15 protein-coding genes are annotated in these 19,553 nt (G+C 66.9%); 8 read left to right on the forward strand and 7 right to left on the reverse strand.

What is annotated here, in order from left to right; genetic code table 11:
- Positions 1–9: 9 nt before the first annotated feature.
- The gene (locus tag B9Y82_RS08755; protein WP_100472433.1) at positions 10–3,345 is read left to right on the forward strand and encodes a hybrid sensor histidine kinase/response regulator; all 3,336 of its coding nucleotides are present in this window, start codon (positions 10–12) and stop codon (positions 3,343–3,345) included.
- Positions 3,346–3,349: 4 nt separating this feature from the next.
- Here the strand turns inward: B9Y82_RS08755 and B9Y82_RS08760 are convergent, their stop codons facing one another.
- A complete protein-coding gene (locus B9Y82_RS08760; RefSeq protein ID WP_100472436.1) occupies positions 3,350–4,024 on the reverse strand; it encodes a response regulator transcription factor in 675 nt (224 codons plus the stop codon).
- A gap of 127 nt (positions 4,025–4,151) precedes the next feature.
- Here B9Y82_RS08760 and B9Y82_RS08765 point away from each other — a divergent pair, with 127 nt between their 5' ends.
- The 3 genes from B9Y82_RS08765 (at position 4,152) to B9Y82_RS08775 (ending at position 8,980) form a co-directional block, all read left to right on the forward strand.
- Entirely contained in the window at positions 4,152–5,792 is a 1,641-nt protein-coding gene (locus tag B9Y82_RS08765) for a fatty acid--CoA ligase (protein WP_100472439.1), read from the forward strand.
- A gap of 289 nt (positions 5,793–6,081) precedes the next feature.
- Entirely contained in the window at positions 6,082–7,083 is a 1,002-nt protein-coding gene (locus tag B9Y82_RS20755; RefSeq protein WP_157804608.1) for an NUDIX domain-containing protein, read from the forward strand.
- A gap of 49 nt (positions 7,084–7,132) precedes the next feature.
- Entirely contained in the window at positions 7,133–8,980 is a 1,848-nt protein-coding gene (locus B9Y82_RS08775) for a hypothetical protein (RefSeq protein WP_100472443.1), read from the forward strand.
- Positions 8,981–9,188: 208 nt separating this feature from the next.
- Here the strand turns inward: B9Y82_RS08775 and B9Y82_RS08780 are convergent, their stop codons facing one another.
- Positions 9,189–10,763 carry a S15 peptidase family protein gene (locus B9Y82_RS08780; RefSeq protein WP_100472446.1) on the reverse strand — a complete coding sequence of 525 codons (1,575 nt, stop codon included), beginning with the start codon at positions 10,761–10,763 and terminating at the stop codon, positions 9,189–9,191.
- A 150-nt stretch (positions 10,764–10,913) separates the two neighbouring features.
- On the opposite strand from B9Y82_RS08780, the gene B9Y82_RS08785 reads away from it, so the two are divergent.
- Together B9Y82_RS08785 and B9Y82_RS08790 are read left to right on the forward strand one after the other, a co-directional pair.
- Positions 10,914–11,936, forward strand: coding sequence for a hypothetical protein (locus tag B9Y82_RS08785; RefSeq protein WP_238381568.1), 1,023 nt, complete (start codon positions 10,914–10,916; stop codon positions 11,934–11,936).
- 311 nt (positions 11,937–12,247) lie between these two features.
- Complete coding sequence (locus B9Y82_RS08790) at positions 12,248–12,988, forward strand: DNA/RNA non-specific endonuclease (RefSeq protein WP_100472451.1); 741 nt, start codon at positions 12,248–12,250, stop codon at positions 12,986–12,988.
- 18 nt (positions 12,989–13,006) lie between these two features.
- On the opposite strand, the gene B9Y82_RS08795 is transcribed toward B9Y82_RS08790, so the two are convergent.
- Positions 13,007–13,912 (reverse strand): hypothetical protein, encoded by a 906-nt coding sequence (locus B9Y82_RS08795; protein WP_238381569.1) that lies wholly within the window; start codon positions 13,910–13,912, stop codon positions 13,007–13,009.
- 131 nt (positions 13,913–14,043) lie between these two features.
- Between B9Y82_RS08795 and B9Y82_RS08800 the strand changes: the two genes are divergently transcribed.
- On the forward strand, positions 14,044–14,739 hold the full coding sequence (locus tag B9Y82_RS08800; protein WP_100472454.1) for an HAD family hydrolase: 696 nt from the start codon (positions 14,044–14,046) through the stop codon (positions 14,737–14,739).
- A 7-nt stretch (positions 14,740–14,746) separates the two neighbouring features.
- Here the strand turns inward: B9Y82_RS08800 and B9Y82_RS08805 are convergent, their stop codons facing one another.
- Together B9Y82_RS08805 and B9Y82_RS08810 are read right to left on the reverse strand one after the other, a co-directional pair.
- Positions 14,747–14,977: a hypothetical protein gene (locus B9Y82_RS08805; RefSeq protein ID WP_100472457.1), complete on the reverse strand. Its 231-nt coding sequence runs from the start codon at positions 14,975–14,977 to the stop codon at positions 14,747–14,749.
- Positions 14,974–15,399 carry a VOC family protein gene (locus tag B9Y82_RS08810; RefSeq protein WP_100472460.1) on the reverse strand — a complete coding sequence of 142 codons (426 nt, stop codon included), beginning with the start codon at positions 15,397–15,399 and terminating at the stop codon, positions 14,974–14,976. Before B9Y82_RS08810 ends, B9Y82_RS08805 begins: the two co-directional genes overlap by 4 nt.
- A gap of 236 nt (positions 15,400–15,635) precedes the next feature.
- On the opposite strand from B9Y82_RS08810, the gene B9Y82_RS08815 reads away from it, so the two are divergent.
- On the forward strand, positions 15,636–18,113 hold the full coding sequence (locus tag B9Y82_RS08815) for an aminotransferase class V-fold PLP-dependent enzyme (RefSeq protein WP_100472462.1): 2,478 nt from the start codon (positions 15,636–15,638) through the stop codon (positions 18,111–18,113).
- 42 nt (positions 18,114–18,155) lie between these two features.
- Here B9Y82_RS08815 and B9Y82_RS08820 read toward each other — a convergent pair whose 3' ends face one another.
- Positions 18,156–18,617 carry a helix-turn-helix domain-containing protein gene (locus tag B9Y82_RS08820; RefSeq protein ID WP_100472464.1) on the reverse strand — a complete coding sequence of 154 codons (462 nt, stop codon included), beginning with the start codon at positions 18,615–18,617 and terminating at the stop codon, positions 18,156–18,158.
- Entirely contained in the window at positions 18,614–19,540 is a 927-nt protein-coding gene (locus tag B9Y82_RS08825) for a LysR substrate-binding domain-containing protein (protein ID WP_100472466.1), read from the reverse strand. Before B9Y82_RS08825 ends, B9Y82_RS08820 begins: the two co-directional genes overlap by 4 nt.
- Positions 19,541–19,553 lie beyond the last annotated feature (13 nt).

Consider the following 19,553-nt stretch of genomic DNA (forward strand, 5'->3'; position numbering starts at 1 on the left):
ACTGGAGCGATGTTGACGCCCTCCATCGCCCTGTTCGCCTGCATCGCGTGGACCGTCCTGCTGTTTGGCGTGGCCCTGTGGGGTGAGCGCCGGGGGCATCGCCTGGCACGGATCTGGCCGGTCATCTATGCGCTGTCGCTGGCCGTGCACTGCACGGCCTGGACGTACTACGGGGCGGCCTCGCAGGGCGTGCAATGGGGCTTCCCGATTCCGCCGACGCTGGTCGGCATGGCACTGATCTTTGCCTTCGGCCTTCCGTTCCTGGCGCGGCTGGCGCGGTTGGCCAAGCAGCACAACAGCGCCACCATCGCCGACCTGGTGGTCGCGCGGCTGCACGCAGACCAGGGCCTGGGCATCACCATCACCCTGGTCGCGCTGTTCGGCATCATTCCCTACATCGCGCTGCAGCTCAAAGCGGTCAGCCAGGGCCTGGGCGCCCTGCTGGGCGATCGCTTCGCACCTGCCGGCTGGCAACTGGACATGTCGTTCTGGTTCGCGCTGACGATGGCGGCGTTCACCCTGCTGTTCGGTGCACGCAAGGCCTCGGCGACCGAACACAACCGCGGCATCGTGGTGGCACTGGGCCTGGAATCGGTACTGAAGCTGGTGGCACTGCTGGCGATCGGCCTGTATGCCGGACTGGCGGTGCACCGCGCCGGCACGCCCCTGCTGGAAAAGATGGCCCACCTGCCACCGCCCGCGGTCATTCCGGACTACCTGACGATGGTGGCGCTGGGCGCGATCTCTGCCTTCACCCTGCCCCACCAGTTCCACGTGGGCGTGGTCGAGCTTCGCCAGACCTCCGACCTGAAGACGGCACGCTGGCTGTTCCCGGTGTACCTGCTGCTGATCGGGCTGCCGTCGGTGCCGATGGCGCTGTACGGTGCCGCCCAGTTGCCGGCATCGGTTTCGCCGGATCTGTATGTGCTGGCCCTGCCGCAGGCTGGTGGACACCACCTGCTGGCGCTGGTGGCGTACCTGGGCAGCCTGAGCGCGGCCACCGGCATGATGATCCTGTCCGGGCTGACACTGTCCATCATGCTCGGCAACCACGGCGTGGGCTCGCGACTGCTGGGTGGCATCGATAGCAGCCCTGCCGCCGGCGACCTGCGCCCGCGCGTGCTGGCCCTGCGCCGCGCCGGCATCCTCGCCGTGTTCCTGATGGCGTGGCTGTACAGCAGGGCAATGAGCGATACCGAGGCGCTCAGCGATTTCGGCCTGATGTCCTTCACCGCCCTCTCGCAGCTGGCGCCGGCCGTGCTGCTGGCGGTGTACCGGCCACGCACCCCCTCGCCGGCGATCATTGCCGGCATCGTGGTGGGCTCGCTGGTTTGGCTGTGGCTGGTGTTGCTGCCCATGATCGTGCCTGCTGCAACGCCGTCGACCCGCCCCGATGGCTTGCACTGGCTGTCCCTGCTGTCGCTACGCCTGCAGCCGGGGCATATTGCGATCAGCATGGGCGCCAGCCTGGCGGCGAACCTGGTTGCCGTGGTGCTGGTGTCGCGCGCGGTGCGCCCGTCGCTGCCACGCCAGCGCGATGCGGTGGCCACGGCATCGTTGCGCAAGACCGCCGGCCGTTTCCTCGGCCAGGAAAGGGCCCGACAGCTGCTCGACGGGCATGCAGGAAACATGCTGGATGACGATCGGGTCATCGCCGTGGAACGCGAGCTGACGGCGGTGGTCGGCGCAGGCATGGCCCGGCTGCTGGTGGAGGCCGCGCGCGAGGGTGGCGCCGCGCCATTGGAGGCGGTCACCCGCGCGGTCGGTGAAGCCACCCAGGTGCTGCGCTTCAACCAGCGCCTGCTCGAAGCCGCGCTGGAGAACATGAGCCAGGGCATCAGCGTGGTGGATGCGCAATTGCAGCTGGTGGCCTGGAACAGCCGCTATGCGGCCTTGTTCAAGTTCCCGCCGGAGCTGCTGCAGGTGGGGCAGCCGGTGGTCAATCTTACTGCGTGGGCCCTGGGCCAGCTGGGTATCGGCGCTGCCGTTGGCGACTCGCCCGAAAAAGCGCTGCAGCGCCGCGTCGCCCACATGCGGCGCGGCACGCCGCACTTGTCCGAGCGGATCTTCCCTGACGACACCATCGTGGAAATCCGCGGCAACCCGATGCCAGGCGGCGGCTATGTGGCCACGTTCACCGATGTCACCGCGTTCCGCCGCGCGGAAGTTGCCCTCAGGCGCAGCAATGAAACGCTGGAGCGCCGCGTACAGGACCGCACGGCCCGGCTGGAACAGGCGGTGCACGACGCCGAGCGCGCCAACGTGGCCAAGACGCGGTTCCTGACTGCGGTCGGCCACGACCTGATCCAGCCACTGCATGCGGCCCAGCTGCTGGCAGATGCGATGTCCCAGCACATCGAGTCCGAGTTCCTGGCGAGCTTCCTGCGCCAGATCCGCGGCGCGCTGGATTCCACCGACGACCTGCTGTCGGGCCTGCTCGACATGTCGCGGCTGGACGCTGGCGGCTGGGTGGCCGACCCGCGCCCGTTCGCGCTGTCCACCGTACTGGACCCGCTTGCGCAGGAATTCGCCGTGCTGGCGGCGGCACGTGGCCTGCAGTTCGGCTATGTGCCGACCCGCGCCTGGGTGCACAGCGACCCGCTGCTGCTGCGCCGGGTGCTGCAGAACTTCCTGGCCAACGCCATCCGCTACACCCGTCGTGGAGGCGTACTGCTGGGCGTGCGCCGCCAAGGCACCTCACTGGCGATCGGCGTGCATGACAGCGGACCTGGCATCGCGCCGGAGCAGCAGGCAATCGTGTTCGAGGAATTCCATCGCGGCGACCGCAGCAATGGCCAGGGGCTGGGCCTGGGGCTGGCCATTGCGCACCGCGTCGCCAGCCTGCTGGACGCGCCACTGCAGCTGCGGAGCATGCCCGGGCGCGGCTCGGCATTCTCCATCCGGGTACCACGGGCTGCTCAGCCAGCCGCACCGTGCGCTCTGCCGACGGTTGCAGGTAGCAGCACGCTGAAAGGCATCCACGTGCTGGTCGTCGACAACGACCTGGAGGCGCGGGCGGCGATGCAGCAACTGCTGGCGTCCTGGGGCTGCGATGTCACCGCAGTGGGTGATGCAGCATCGATCGGGCCGGCAGCGGGTGAGGCGGCACTGTGGCTGTTCGACTATCACCTCGATGGAGGTGATACGGGCGTGGCGGCATGGAAGCGGCTGAGCGCCGTGCATGGTGCGCGACCCACGGTGATCCTCAGCGCCGACATCGGCAGCGATACCCGCGAAGCGGTACGTGAAGCCGGGCTTTCGCTGCTGAACAAGCCGTTCAAGCCGCTGGCACTGCGTTGGGCGATCAACCATCTGTTGGCTACGCAGGGTGCGGCCGCGACCTGAAGTTTCAGGCGTCCCGGGGGGCTTCGAGCTGCCGGGATGGATCGGCCAACCCCATCTCGTGCAGTACGCGGATGGCCTGCGCTCGATTGCGCACCCCCAACCGTTCCATGATGCGCGTCATATGCGCTTTGACCGTGCGCAGCTGCACGCCCAGACGGTCCGCGATCTGCTTGTTGAGCAGGCCTTCGGCCACCAGGCTCAGTACCTTGTACTGATGCGCCGACAGGCTGGCCAGGCGCGCGGCGAGATCCGCATCCCTGCTGAAAGGCGCAGCCCTCGCCACGGGCTCGCGCAGCAGTGCCGGAATCCAGCGCTCGCCCTCCAGCACGGAATGCAGCGCGGACTGCAGCTCGCTCAACCCCGAACTCTTCGGCAGATAGCCGGCGGCGCCCAGGTCGATGGCACGTCGGATCACCTGCGGCTCTTCATTTGCCGAGACGATGATGATCGCCAGGCCCGGCTGCAATGCGCGCAGGGTCGCCAATCCGGCAAGCCCGTGATTGCCTGGCATGTGCAGGTCCAGCAGCATCAGGTCGACCGGCTGGCGCTCGAGCGTTTCCAGCACGCTGTCCAGCGAATCGGCCTCGCAGATCTGAAGGTCGGCGACGGCCTCCTCGGCCGCGCGATGCAGCGCCGCACGGAACAGGGGATGGTCATCGGCGATAAGCAGGCTTGGCATGTCGAGGCGAGATTAGCAAATCGCACCGGCAAGGACAGGGGACCTAGGTACGCTGGCGTGGTCCGCGAGGATGGCTAGTGTGGGCAGTGACGACCGGCGATCGTTACGCCGCCCACAAGGAACCCCCATGTCATTCCCCCCTGCCGCCGATACCTGCCCGCTGCTGATCAAGCAGTTGCTGCTCACGCCGCTGGCGACACATCCAGGGCAGGAGATCGTCTACGGCGACAAGGTCCGCTTCGACTACCGCACGCTGCAGGCACGCATCGGCCAGCTGGCCGGGCTGCTGGCATCGCTTGGGGTCCGGCAGGGCGACACCGTGGCGGTGATGGACTGGGACAGCAACCGCTACCTGGAAGCCTACTTCGCCGTGCCGATGATCGGTGCGGTGTTGATGATGGTGAACATCCGTCTGGCGCCGGAACAGATTGCCTACACGCTGAACCACAGCGGCGCGCGGGTGATCCTGGCCAACCGCGAGTTCCTGCCGCTGCTGGAGGGCCTGGCGGCACAACTGCCAGACCTGCACGCCCGGGTACTGCTGGACGACGCGGAAGGACCACTGCCATCGGGCTTCGTGACGGAATATGAAACCGGGCTGCGCACGGCCACGCCCATCGAGCACTTCCCGGACTTCGACGAGAACACCCGCGCCACGGTGTTCTATACGACCGGCACCACCGGCCTGCCCAAAGGGGTGTACTTCAGCCATCGGCAGCTGGTGCTGCATTCCCTGGCGGCGATGGCCGCCCTGGGCAGCGCATCGAACCAAGGGCGGCTGCACCGCGGCGACGTCTACATGCCCATCACGCCCATGTTCCATGTGCACGCCTGGGGCGTCCCCTACGTGGCGACGCTACTCGGCATCAAGCAGGTCTATCCGGGCCGCTACCTGCCGGGAAACCTGCTGGCGCTGATCGCCCGCGAAAAGGTGACTTTCTCGCACTGCGTGCCGACCATCCTGCACATGCTGCTCGACCACCCCGACGCGGCACAGACCGACCTGCGCAACTGGAAATTGATCATCGGCGGTGCGGCCCTGCCACGAGCGCTGGCGCAGCGGGCACTTGCACGTGGCATCGATATCTTCGGTGGCTACGGCATGTCCGAAACCTGCCCGCTGCTCACCCTGGCACAGATTGATGCCGATGCATTGGCCGGGTCGGACGAGGCGCTGTCACTGCGGACCAAGGCGGGCATTCCGGTGCCGCTGGTGGACCTGCGCATCGTCGACCCGGAGATAAGGGATGTCGCCCACGACGGGGTGGCTACCGGCGAGGTGGTGGTGCGCGCGCCCTGGCTCACCCAGGGCTACCTGCATGATCCGGATGCATCGGCGGCGTTGTGGGCAGGTGGCTACCTGCACACCGGGGACATCGGCAACATCGATGCGAATGGGTATCTGCGGGTGACCGACCGCATCAAGGACGTGATCAAGACCGGTGGCGAGTGGATCTCCTCGCTGGCGCTGGAAGACATCATCGCCCTGCATCCTGCAGTCAACGAAGTCGCGGTGATCGGCATCGCCGATGCGAAATGGGGCGAGCGGCCGTTGCCGCTGGTAGTCAGGCAGCCTGGCAGTGACGTGACCGAAGACGAGATCATCGCGCTGGTCGCAGCGCGCAGCCGCTCGGGGGATATCTCGCGCTACGCCATCCCGGACCGCGTGCGGTTCGTCGATGCGATCGAGCGCACCAGCGTCGGCAAGATCAACAAGAAGAAGCTGCGGGGCCTGCACGACCCGGAGATGGGCGCCGGCAGCCGCTGACGCCTGCGCGGCCACGAGCTTCGCGCCAATGCGGGGGAATCAACGGCCCTGCTCTCCTGTTCCGTGGGTTCCACCGCATACATCGTGGCTGGCGCCGATCTTCCCTCGCCCCCCGCTCCTACAGTGGATCCACGGTGCCGCACTGCCTGCAACCCGATGGCAACGCCACCAAGCCCCACACTCTTTCGAGCCCACAGGAGCGAGACATGGCATGCCTTTCCCGGACTACCGCTGGCACAGCGGCAATGCGCCCAGCCCCCTCCACGCAGGTTGAACAGGGGGTTGCACCATGAGCCAGGTCTACGTCGCAGTCTGGGATGGTGCTCACTATCTGGTCGTCCGTAAACGTGTGCTCAACAGCTGGTGGGGCAGCAATTCCGTTGTCGTACTTTCTGCCGAAGCGATGGCCGCTGTGCTGGCCATCCGCAACGCGTCCGGCGGTGGCACAGAGCAGGATTGGGATCTGCTGAGGAAGCTGCTTTCCGGCGCCTGGCGCGCCGCGGGGTCAGTCGCCTACCGCGGCGAACGCACGCTGCCCCGCACGATGGACGCACTGGACCGAGCGCTTGAAAGCGCCGAACGCACGCATCCGCAAACCGATGACGTCGCCATGGAGACGCTGGCCGCTCTGCAGAGCCTGTTCCGCGAGGACGCAAGAACCCCTCCCCCGTTCAGTGCTGCGCGTGCAACCTTGCGGGAGCTGGCCATCGCATTGCCGCCGTCCACCCGGGGCACCCCGAACTGGGCCGCTGCGTTGATGCTCGCACAACGCCTGGTGGCGGAAGTCGGTGCGTGGTCGGATAGCCTGCCCCCGGCGCTGGTGAACCAGGCGGGCCAATGGGCCCTGCCCGGCGGTGGCCGCTTGAACAACGAACGCAAGGAGCGCGCTGCGCGCCGCGAGTTCGAAGAGGAGCTTGGCATCTGGCTTGGGCAGGGACGGGCCGCATGCGATCTGCGTGCTCGACTGTTTCCGGATGGGGGAGGCAGCTTCTCCCTGGTTCGCTTCCGCACAACGGCCGAGGAGCTTCTGCGGATGGCGCAGGAGGCCGAGAACAATGTCCAGGCCAGTGCCAGCAGCCCTGCGCGCCCCCAGTCCTGCCTGGTGACCGACTGGGAGGTGGCGAGCGTCGGACGGGTGCCGGTGGCCAATCTGCGTGATGTCCTGGGGGTAAGGGTGGAGGTTCCAGGCGAAGGAACACTGGAGGTTGACGAGGCCCTGGCCAGCGCCCGGCCAGGTAGCCAGGAGATCAGCTGGTACCGGGAGATCGCCGCTCTGCTGTCACCCGCCTGAGCGTCCAGCGCGCACCCGTGTGATCCCCTGCCCCCCCGCGAGGCCCACCATGAAAGAGAGCACGCCCGAGCGCGAGGCCCGGCGCCACATCAGCAAGCAGCTCACCGCGCAGATCAACAACGCCCAGCTGTATCCCGACGTCCGCTCGGTCGTGGTCAAGGCACTGTCGGACATCAAGGACCAGCTGCGCAGCCTGTCCAGCAAGGTGCGGCGGGACTACAGCCTGAAGCCCGGTGAGCCATTGATGTTCTTCTACGTCAAGGGCGGCAACGCACTGGACGCGCTGCTGGAACGCCCGGCCGACCCGCCGCCGACGCTGTTCGATTTCGGCAGGTCCGACTGGGATACGCAGGTGGTGATCAACCCCTGGATCCCGATCCCGGCACAGGATGCCCTGCACGGCGGTGTCGAAGACATCGTGATCGAGGTGATGCTCGGTGCCGGCCTCAACATCGCGCTGGAGATCAGCGTGTGCGCGCCCGCCCAGAGCCCCCTGGCTGGCCAGGTCGTGGACCTTTCAACGGTGGACATCCACGTGCCACCCGGCCAGCAGTGCCTGGTGACATGTGACAATCCGCAGACGTTCCGGAAGGTGTACGAGCGTGACCGTGCGGGCCTGCATCTGTTCACCAGCAAGCCGCTGAAGGGCATTGGCACGTCGGCGCCGGTGACGAACCCGTCGGTGCTGCCGCAGCCGCCGACGCCGCAGCCCGTGCAACCGCCGCCTACCCCTCCGCCGCCACCCGGCATCATCCTCAACGACGGCATCAAACCCTTCGTGCTGTACCGCATGGGCTACACCTGGCACGCGCGCTGGGTGAAGGATCCGAAGGCGCCTGCCGGTGATGACCCGGTGACGCCGCGGCCGATCCTGATGGAACTGATCGATGTGACCACGCCGCGCCGCGATACCGTGGAGGCCGTGACAGTGTGGTCGGACATCATCCGCAACCATCTGGTGATTGCCGAGGATGCCGGCGCGGAGGAGCGCTGGCGGCTGCCGCTGCCCAGCATGGAGTACCACCTGTGGGAAGGCCTGACCATGCTGTGCGAGATCGCTGCCTATCCCGGCTGGCCGGGTGCGGACAAGCTGGACAAGCGCCGCCGCAACGTGAAGCGCATTTACGACTGGTACCGCGACCAGCAGGGCGACCTGGCGACGTTCGGCCGGGTGATCGATGGCATCTCGGCGGCCCCGGTGTTCACCGATGACACGGACTGCATGCAGCAGGTCGATGCCTGCATGCGTGAGGTCAAAGCGCGCATGCAGGCGTCATCCTCGGGATTCGATCACGGCGCCCTGTCGGCCAACCACACGCAGCGCCTGCTGCACGGGCGGCAGTGGGGTGCGCAGCGGGCCGCAACGCTGCTGCAACGCCTGGGTACATCTACCGCATCCTGCGGCTACAGCGACGATCTCGCATTGGTCGGGACACTGGCACAGAACCCGTACCTGGATGTCACCCAGGTGCCGATCTCCGGCGTCGACTGCGCGATGATCATCCGCACCGACCATGCAACGTTGCGCAAGGCGACGGCGGCCAACTGCTTCATTGCACTTGCCCGGGACCTCGGCGCGAACATGACCATCGAGGATTCCCTGCACTCAACCGTACGCTCGACGGGTATCAGCTATGAGCGAACGCTGGTGATCTTCCATGCGCCGCACTCGCCGGCGGCGCGCGTGGCCGTGGCGATCCTGACATTCACCACTGCAGGCCCGGTCGGTTGCCCGTTCCGTGACAGCCCCGAGGGTTCCGGGCAGGCCATCGCACCGTTGCTGGACATGGACAATCAGCGCAAGGTGGCGGCCTCGATCATCCAGGGTTTCGTGCAACGGGCGAACCTGTCCAGGCAGCACGAGATGATCAGCGCCCTGCTGCCGCAGGGCATGTGAATGCGATCTGGAACCACCGGAGCAGGTGGACGCACCGGCCTGGCCGGCGCGTCAGCCGGCTCGCGCCACAGCGGCCATCCCTGCTGTCGACCTGGGGCGCACGGGACCGTGCATGGGTGATGGATCCCTTCCCGTTCTGGATCGCTCCCCAGTCCCGCAACGTGCTGTCACCCTGCGCGACGCCCGCCGCAACGGGCGCGGCGCCCCATCAATGCAGCGGCACCTTCAGCACCGAAGGCGCGTTGGCCGGTGAGCTGAAGGTCACCGCACCGCCCAGCTGGCTGATGCCCGCATAGCGCAGGTCCACGGTATCGACCACCAGGGTCAGGCGGCTGCCGGCTGGAAGGTTCCAGCTGCTGGCTTCCAACCGAAGATCGATTGTTTTTGGCTGGCCGGGCGTGGCTCCGCGCAGCGTGTACGGCTTGTGGCTGATCAGCTGGCCGTTGCCCAGCACGTCTTCGGCATACAGGTACGCATACAGCGTGGTGTTGGCCCGGCTGGGCGTCACCGTCATCCGCACTTCCGGTGCGCCATCCAGGCGGCGTGCGCTCCAGTAGACCGGGCCCTGCCAGACACCTGCAGCGGCGCGGCCAACGAACGGCACATAGGCGCCCGGCGGCAGGTTGAACATCTGCAGCGCGCCGGACGCCATCACCACGCCGGAGTTGGCGGCAGTCAGCAGGCCGCTTCCGATGCGGTAGTCCCAGCCGGTGCCGCCACCGTTCTGCGCCAGCCCGCCGGTAGGCAGCAGCAGCCCGGTCGGTGCGGTCAACCCGTAGCTGACGGCGCCCGCATTGGTGGCCTGCCAGTCCGGATAGCGGCTCCAGCTGCCCTTCTGCGACTTCAGCTGCACCGCCGCCTGGCGGTCGATGCCATTGGCCACGCCCTTCAGGTAGTGGTCGAACCAGTCGCCCACGGCGGCATAGACCTCGTTGGGAATGCCGAGCGCGCCGAAGGCTTCGTTGAGGGCGTGGTCGCCATGGCGCAGCTGCAGCTGCTTGGGCCCCTTCAGGCGGTTGAAGAAATCGACCAGCTGGCCCGGCGGGAACAGGCTGTCGTTGAAGGCGTTGGCGAGGAACACCGCCGGCTGGTTGGCATTGATCTCGTCCAGGCTGCTGGCTGGGCTGCGCTGTGCCGCCACCGGCAGCAGCGAGTCCACCGCCCCCTGGTAATTGCCGGCCAGCACATTGCGGTTGATGGTGGCCAGCTCCGCGCCGGGGCGGCCGGTGGCCAGGCCCGCAGCCACCAGCAGGGCGATGCCCTGGGCGCTGGGCGTGTCATGGCTGTACAGCGACGCCTGCAGGTCGGCCCAACCGCTCAGTGCGGCAACGGCCTTGATGCGCGGGTCGCGCGCCGCCGCCAGCAGGCTGGTGCCGGCGCCGTAGGAGATGCCCGAGACACCGATCCTTGCCGGGTCGGCGCGGGTATTGTCCAGCGCCCAGTCGATCAGCGCGCTGACATCCTCGACCGTGGCGGGCCCGGCAATGTCGATACTGCCGCCCGACTCCCAGAAGCCGCGCGAGCTGTAGCTGATCACCACATAGCCGCGCTGCGCCAGCGACTGTGCCACCCCCACGTATTCCACGCTGGGCACCGCCCAGCTGCTGGGCATCACCAGCAGCGGGTAGCGGCCACTGCCGGCATCCTGCGGTTCGATGACGAAGGCCCCGAGGGGCGTGCCATCCCAGCTTGGGATGGTGCGATGGGTGGTCTTGACCGTGGCTGCCCAAGCGGTGGGCGCCAGCCCGGTCAGCAGGATCAACAGCAGCAGAACCTTGCGCATCGTTGTCTCTCCCCGTCGGTGGTGGTGCAACGGGTCGGACCGTACCAGTGCGAATGGTAGCTGGCACCTTGCGACGCAGCATGGCGCAAATCGCACCTTGCTATGCTTCCCGGCGCTGCGGGCCCTCCGCAGGCTCCCATCAATGCAAGGATGCCCCCGATGCGCAGGACGCTCTTCGTCGGCACGCTCTTCAGCGTGGCCAGTCTGTTCGCCCCTTCCGCCATGGCCGGGGATGCCCCCGAGCCGACGAACGACTGCGCCGACATCGCGCAATGGATGGCCAACGACGACTTCGCCGCACTCGACGCCATGGCCGCTCGTCTGCGCAACGGAGAGCTCGACGCCGCCGGCGAATCCCGGCTGGGCCGTTTCTACCTCTGCATGTCGCGTGCGATCGGCACGGCACGGCAGGAGGTGGAGGCATGGAACCACTGGTCGGCCTGGGCGGCGCGCTGGGTTCAGCACGGGCCGAAGTCGCCGGCGGCCCACCTGATGACTGCACGGATTCCGCTCAATCTGGCCTGGAGCTACCGCGGCAACGGTTACGCCAACACCGTCAGCGCCGAAGACTGGGCTCAGTTCCATGAGTACAACGCGGTTTCGCAGGCCTACCTGCAATCGCATGAGGGCGTTGCCGGCGGCGACCCGTTCTGGCACGAGATGACCGTCCTCATCGCGCAGCGCGAAAGCGCGGATGACGAAGAATTACTGAAGCTTGTCGACCGTGCCGCCAAGGCCTTCCCCGACTACGAGCCACTTCACTTCATTGCCATGCAGCACTTCACGCCGGCCTGGGGTGGCAACGCACAGAAGATGGAAGCCTTCGCGCGGCACTCGATGGCCAGTGCCCCGAAGAAAAAGCGGGCCATGCGCTATGCACGACTGTACTGGTCGGCCACCGCGTACTCGGCCGATCACTTCCGCGCGGCGGCCCTCGATTGGCCGCTGATGCGCCAGGGCCTGGACGAAATCGCGCAGCGTTACCCGACCATCGACAACCTGGAGACCATTACCCGCTTCGCCTGCTGGGCGCGCGACGGCGACGCCCTGGACCGGTGGAATCGCCTGTGGTTGAGCCGCAGTGGTTTCGGCGAAGCGGTCATCGCCGATTCCAGCGAGCAAAGCAAGGCCGCCTGCCTGGCGCCGGACGAAGAGCAGGAAGCTTCCTTGTAGTGCCCGCCACCGCAGGTTCAGGCACGCAGCTGGCACGTCTGCCAGGTGCCTAGCACGCGCGCGTGTCATCCACGCGCCGTGTGATCTGACATATCACCAGTGCTTGCGCAGGGTCACAGCTTCGTCCTTTCGTCATTGACCACAAGGCGCCAGCTTGTGACGCTTACGCCACCGCGTGGCTGATGGCCCAACAGCGCGGCCAGGTCCCATCGCAACCCGCAGCACCCGTCTCCGCAGCATCCCCGCATGTCCTCGCCCCGGCCAGGTCGTGACGGACGGCTGCGTCCCGAATCCTCTGCTGGAGAATCGAAATGCGCCTTGCAAGCTTCTTCTTCGCGTTCGTCCTCAGTGCCTTCGCCGGCGCCGCCCAGGCCCAGGTGGTCACCCTCAACAAGGGCGGCTTCGTGCTCACCTACGACTGCAGCATCCACAGTGCCACCCGCTACGAGTACACGCTCACCGCCGATACCGGTTCCGCCGCGCGCCCGTCCAGCTTCTACAAGGACCCGGACCTGCCGGCCGGTTGCCTCGGCCAGGCCAGCACCGCGTCCTATGCCAGCATCAAGTCCGGTTATGACCGTGGCCATCTGGTCACGTCCAACCACATGGACTACAACGCCACCTACATCCGCCGCGCCAACTACATGACCAACATCGTGCCGCAGGTGTCCAGCTTCAACCAGGGCATCTGGGTGAAGGCCGAGAACGTGGCCGAGTGCTACCGCGACATCGCGCCGGTGGATGTCTACGGCGGCGTGGTCTACGGCGATGCCGCCAACGATTACTTCCTGGCCAGCCATGGCATTCCGACGCCGGAGTTCTTCTGGAAGACGATCATCACCCGTGATCCGAACACCGGAACGGCCAAGGCGATCAGCTGGATCATTCCCAACGAGGCCAACCTGGGCAGCCTGGACAACTACCTGGTGACCATTGCCGATCTGGAGGAACTGCTGGGCGCCAGCTATGTGGCGATCAACGCACCGGCCTCGCTGAAGAACATGCTGCCGGCCACCACCTGGCCGCAGCCGGCTGGGTGTGACCTGGGCTGACCGGCGGGCAGAGGAACGTCACGATGCCTGCACGCGCAGCCATCGTGACGCCAGCACTCTCGCAAACACGAACTGCAATGCGGCGCCGACGACGGTGGCAACGACAAGCCCGCGCCCTATCGTCGGCGCCCCAGCGGACAGCGTTCGCAGCAGGTACGCCATGCTGGCCAGGATGATCAGCAGCGTCGTGGCAAGCAGGATCAGCGACACCACCATCGTGCGCGCCGTCGATGCGGGTTCCGGCGACGGCGCGCTGGCCCATAGGCCGGCAAACGTGGCCAGCGCGCAGGCCACCAGCAGGATCAGGCTCGCAAACTGCAGCTGCGCGGCGCCGCCGGCAACGGGCATGATGAACTCACCTGGCGAGAATCCCACAGGCAGCTGCAACACCAAAATGGGGACCACGGAGCTGCCAGCCATCAGCGTCAGGGCGCCGGCCATGCTGGCACTGATGAGGTGATGGTGCCTGCCCTCGGCACGTGCGCGTCGCTGCATCAGCAGCGCTGGCACCAATGCCAGCAGCGTGAGGAACAGTGCATGCGCAAGCAGGCCCAGACTGATGGCGGCGGCGCTGTGGACGGCAAACGGCGCCTGCGCCAGTGGAATGCGCATCGCGCGATCCAGCATGATCAGCAACCCAAAAAAGGCGATCGAAGCGATCAGCGGGTGCCGGATCTGCAGCGCACCCCGACGCCCGAACAGCAGCATCGACACCAGTACCGCCGCTCCGGCGAAGAGACTCAGCCTGAAGCCGAGCTCCGCCAGCGCGTAGCCGATTTCTCCTGAGGCCTCGGGCGGCCCCAGGCGGTGCCCGAACTCGACCAGGCGGCGGGCAACGGGCAGATACAGGCAGAGCACGTAAAGCTTGGCGGCCATCGCGAAGTGGATGGGGTACGCACTGAAGAATGTTCGCAATCGGTTCAAGGCGTATTCCCGTGCAGGCGCTGGGCGGGGTGGCCCGGCAGTCTAGCGTTCCTGTGGCCAGCGTGCCCTGCCCGTCCCGCTATGGGAAAATGGCGGACACGTTGCCCCTTTGGCTGTTCCCGGAGTAGTAGATGTCCCGTTTCCCCTTCGATGCCGTGCTGTTCGACTGCGACGGCGTGCTGGTCGATTCCGAGCCGCTGGTGGCCCGTGTGCTCTCGGAAATGCTGACCGCACGCGGCTGGCCGCTGACCCCGGCGCAGGCGGGCGAGGTCTTTCTCGGCCAATCCGTGGCCCATCTGGCCGGGCTGATCGCAGAACGCACCGGCAAGCCGTTCACCGACGAATGGCTGGAAGCATTCCGCCAGCAGCGGAACCGTGCGCTGGAACAGGACCTTGAGGCGATCCAGGGGGCACCCGAGGCCGTGCGTGCGATCGCCGCGGCGACCGGTGGCCGCATTGCCTGCGCGTCCGGTGCCGACCTGTTCAAGGTGAAGCTGCAGCTGGGCAAGGTCGGCATCCTCGATGCCTTCGGCAACCACGTTTTCAGTGGCCAGGACATGCCGCGCACAAAACCCCACCCGGACGTGTACTTGGCCGCCGCTGCTGCGCTGGGTGTGGACCCGGCCCGCTGTGCGGTGATCGAAGACACCGTGACCGGCGCGACCGCCGGCGTCGCGGCGGGTGCGACCGTATTTGGTTTCAGCGAGGGCGGCCCGCACCACAGCACGCCGGAGGCCCTGCGCGCTGCCGGTGCGAAGGTCATCTTCCAGCGCATGGACCAGCTGCCGGCACTGCTTGCCGCCTACGCGGCCAGCGCGGTCGCCTGACGCCGCTTCAGCCAGCAGCGTCCGGCGCGGCGCGGCGGCGTTTCCCGGCGTAGTGCAGCACGAACAGGTACAGCCCAGTGAACAGCTGCAGGAACAGGGGTGGCAACGGCGAATAGGTGATCCACGCCGCAGGCTCGCCCTGCCCCAGGCCACGGACGGCGAAGTTGGCGATCACCGCCAGGGTGAACACGATCGAGGTCCAGCGATGCACGGGCCGCGCCCAGCTACCCCGGCTCATTGCTGGCGCCTCGCTTCGGAGCGGGCTTCGATCATCTTCCAGCCATTGCCGGACGGGTCACGGAAGCCGGCATCGACGGCGCCGTAGCGTTCGACCGGCTCCTGGGTGAACTCGACGCCCTGCGCCCGCCATTGCGTATAGCGTGCCTGGCAGTCATCAACGGCCAGCACCAGCGGCGGCATCGCGCCCTTGGCCACGAGCTGCTGCAGTGCCTGCGCGGTGGTCGCGTCATGAGTGGGCGGGCCCGGCACGAACAGCCCCAGCTGAAAGCCGTCCTGGCCGGGGCTGCGGACCGTCAGCCAACGGTAGCTGCCATTGCGCACGTCGGTGTGCACTTCGAAGCCGAGCGTGCCGACGTAGAACGCAAGCGCTTCATCCTGGTCGCGCACGTACAGGCCAACCGTGTTCACAGTGTTTGTCATGGGACCTCCGTCAGGTGGGGCCACGATAGCAATCACCCGGCGGTGGCGCTTCTCCAAAACTGCGATGTTGGCCGCCGAGCGCATCCATGAATGCGGGAATGCGTGACGCCGCGCATTTACTGGAATTATTAAGTGCACATTATGTGATATCAATCACTCAAAGCATTTCGACAGGCATGCGATAACGGCCGCGATTAACCGCCCCACTGCACCTCTGCACCTCCCTGGAGTGCGCCATGCAGGATGTCTCGCCGCACCGATGCAAGGTGGTATCCGAACGCAACTGGTCACTCAGCACATTCATGGAATTCTATGAGCGCGTGCTGAGCCCACGAATATTCAGTCCCTACGGAAAACTGCTGGCGCGGGAGATCGCTGCGGATATCCGCGCAGCACCCGGTGCCACCGACATCCTGGAAGTCGCCTGTGGAACAGGGGTGATAACAGCCAACCTGTACCAGGACCTGGCCAAGCCGCTGGGCCTCCGCCTGGTCGCCACGGACCTGTCGGCGATCGCGGTGGACGTGGCCCGGAACGTATTGAGCGTCGAGCTCCAACGCGACGTCCCACTGATTCCCGACGTCGACATGGCCGAGCTGCCCTTCGCGGACAACAGCTTCGACATCATCGTGTGTGGTTTCGGCTTGATGTTCCCTCCCGACAAAGCCCGGGTTGCCCGCGAGTTCCGGCGCGTGCTTCGCCCGGGGGGCCGGGTCTACGCGACGGCGTTCCACTACAACCAGTTGTTTGAACTGGCTCGCCAGCAGTCGCAGAATCACTTCGGCATGCCATCGCGACTGATGGATGCGGCCCTGAGCCTGACCGATCCCTCCCCCATCACGCGCGCCTTCGCGATCGAGGGGCTGGACCGCGGCGAAGGTGCATCCGCCGCGTTGCATCCGCTCGCGTTCTCGCTTGGCGAAGCAGATGCCCGCGAGTTCCTCTTCAACGCCTGCATCCTGCTGGAGGAGTTCAATCAGTGCGATACCGGCAGCCGGGAACGCTACCTCGATGCGATGATGGACGCGTTGCGTGAGCAGGTGCCCGATCAGCGCTATCGCGTAGAGGCTTGGCTGATACGCGGCGTGGCGGACGCAACGGGCACGGCACTGCCAACGGTCGTTCCGCCCGCGGACTTCCGTCCATTGCTCGAGTTCCGCAACCTCTCGCGACTGCCCTCGCCGCCGTGCCCTGCTGGCTCGCCGGCCCCACCCTGCGCGCGGGCCATGCCAGCCTTCCACGATGCAAAGGCGCAGTTCCTCGCCGACCATCCCGGGTATCCCGAGCACCTGGTCGAGGCAATGCGCCAGCATGAGTACGCGCGGCTGGATGAGCAGCAGGTGACGTACCTGGATCATGTGGGGGGAACGCTGCCACCTGACAGCCTGCTCGAACAGGACTACCAGGCGCTCAAGCGCACGATTCTCGGCAACCCGCACAGTGGATCGAAGGCCTCCCATGCTGCCTTCCAGAAGGCCTGCGATGAGATCTACGCCTTCTTCGGATGCACACCGGAGGAGTACGAGATCATCTTTACCGCCAATGCCAGCAGCGCGATCCGGCTGGTGGCCGAGTCATTCCCCTTCCAGCAGGGTTCGCAGCTGTTGCTGACCAAGGACAACCACACATCGGTGCACGGCTTGCGGGAGTACGCCACATCGAAGGGCGCAACGGTCAAGTACATTCCCCTGGACGATGACCTGCGGCTGCACGACGGACTGATGGAGCGTGCGTTGCAACGGCTGCAGCCCGGTGCAACGCATCTGCTGGCATTCCCGGCGCAATCCAATGCGACCGGCGTCCGCCATGATCTGGGGTGGATCGCGCGAGCCCAGCAGCACGGCGCATGGGTGCTGTGCGATGCGGCGGCCTGGGTACCGCAATCGCGGCTGGACTGCACGATCCATCGTCCCGATTTTGTCGTAGCGTCCTTCTACAAGATCTTCGGCTACCCCACCGGCGCAGGCTGCCTGCTCGCTCGGCGGGCCGCGCTCGACATGCTCAAGCCGACCTCCTTCGCGGGCGGCGGCGTGTGCTACTACTCCGGGCCGTGGTCGCCCACCGACCGCCTGCTCTACCGCGACGCCGGCCAGCGTTTCGAAGTCGGCACGCCCAATTATGCGGCATTCCCGGCGATCGCCAGAGGCTTCGAATTCATCGCCGCGATGGGTGGCGTGGAAGCGCTGGCCCAGCGCTCAAGCGCCCTCGCGGCGTGGACAGACGCACGACTGTCATCCCTTCGCCACCGCATCAAGGGCGACCGGCCGCTGTGCCGGGTCTATGGCCCCCCTCCCGCACTCAGGGGCGCAACACTGATGCTGAACTTCTTCGACTGCTATGGTTCGATCATGCCGCACGCGCGCATCAAGCGCGCCGCGGACCGTTTCGGCATAACCCTGCGCAACGGCTGTTTCTGCAACCTCGGCGCCGTGCAGCAGGCGACCTACGCCACAGCAGGCGCCGAACACTGTGAACTGGACAAGACCGGGAAGATCCTCGACTGCAAGACGTTCGACGAGAAGATCCTTGAAAAGGGAGATTGCGGTGCGGTCAGGATTTCATTCGGCCTCGGATCCAATTTCGCCGATGCTTACTGCTTCTACCTGTTCGCCAGCTGCCTGCTGGATACGGATGTTTCCGGGCTGGAGGACCTGGCAGGGGACACGCCGGCGGCAATGGCGGACACGCGGACCACCGGTACAGTGCCAGCCTGATTCTCCGCCAGGAGCGCCCTCGACCGCATCACGGGAGGTTGCTTACGCGGCACCTTCGCCGGCAACCGCGGCGCGGCGGCGCTTTTCCAGCACCGCGATGTTCAGGTCCGGTCGCTGCGCGGCACGTGCGTGGCATTCCGGCACGCTGGCCGGCGTCATCTGGCCGGCGCGCTCACGCTCGCGCACATTGCCCGGGCTGTCGCCGGTGATGTCACGGAAGATGCGCCCGAAGGTGCCCAGGCTGCTCCAGCCGGTCTGCGCGGCGATCTCGGTGACCGGCAGGTCGGTGTCACGCAACATCGCCACGGCCCGTTCGATGCGCCGGCTCAGCAGGTAGCGGTGCGGTGGCAGGCCGAATGCCTGCTTGAACGAGCGCGCGAAATGCGCGGGTGACACGGCACTCACCGCGGCCAGCCGCGCCACCGGCCAGTCTTCGTGGCTGGCGTGGTCCATCCGGTCCTTGGCACGCAGCAGGCGCCGCAGCAGTTCGGGGCTCTGGTTCACGGCATCACCGCGTGTGCCAGGTGATGCCGTGCTGCGTGCCGTGCCTCAGCTGCCTGCTCGCCAAGCCAGTCACCGAATGCGACGACCTTGGCGCTGCGGCTGCGCGCAGTGGGGGCCACGAACCAGAAACTGCGGCCGTCACCGGCCACGCCTGGATGCGCCTGTACCAGTCGCCCACTGTCCAGCTCTGCCTGGAACAGGATCGGCGAGCCGATGGCGATCCCCTGCCCCGCAATCGCGGCACCGACGTCCAGATGCTCCGCAGCAAACGGCGCAACGAAACTGTCCAGTGCCGGCGGTGGAACCTGCCCATGCGCGCAGAACCACAATGCCCACCAGTCTGGCCGCCCGAGCAGCGCGACATCCAGCCCGCAACGGCCCAGGTCACGTGCGGCGGGCAGCAGCGACGGCGCGCACAGCGGTGTGAATACACTGGGAAACAAGGGCGTGGCCTGCAGGCCGGGCCAGTGGCCATGCCCGTTGCGGATGGCCGCGTCGAAACGCCCCGCTGCCAGGTCCTGCGGCTCCGCCGACAGGTCCAGTTCCAGCACGATGTTCCGATGGCGGGCGCGAAAGCTGCCCAGGCGCGGCGTCAGCCAACTGGTGCCCAGTGTTGGCAGTACAGACAGACGCAGTCGCGAGGCATCCATGTCCGCGGCGCGCATGAAACTGGCACGAAGCGCGTCGAAGGCCCGGGTGGCCTCCTGCGCGACGCTGGCACCGGCATCCGTCAGCTCCACATGCTGCGCGTGGCGCAGGAACAGGCAGGTGCCGGTCTGCGCCTCCAGCCGCCGCACGTGGTAACTCACCGATGCCGCGCTGGTGTCCAGCTCCTCGGCGGCACGGGCGAAACTGCCCAGCCGCGCCGCCGCCTCGAAGGCGCGGATGGCGGCAAGCGATGGCAGCTGGCGTTGGGTGACCATAAGTGTGGCTTAG

Origin of the sequence: Stenotrophomonas maltophilia, assembly GCF_002799155.1 — a bacterium.
Lineage (GTDB): Bacteria > Pseudomonadota > Gammaproteobacteria > Xanthomonadales > Xanthomonadaceae > Stenotrophomonas > Stenotrophomonas maltophilia_R.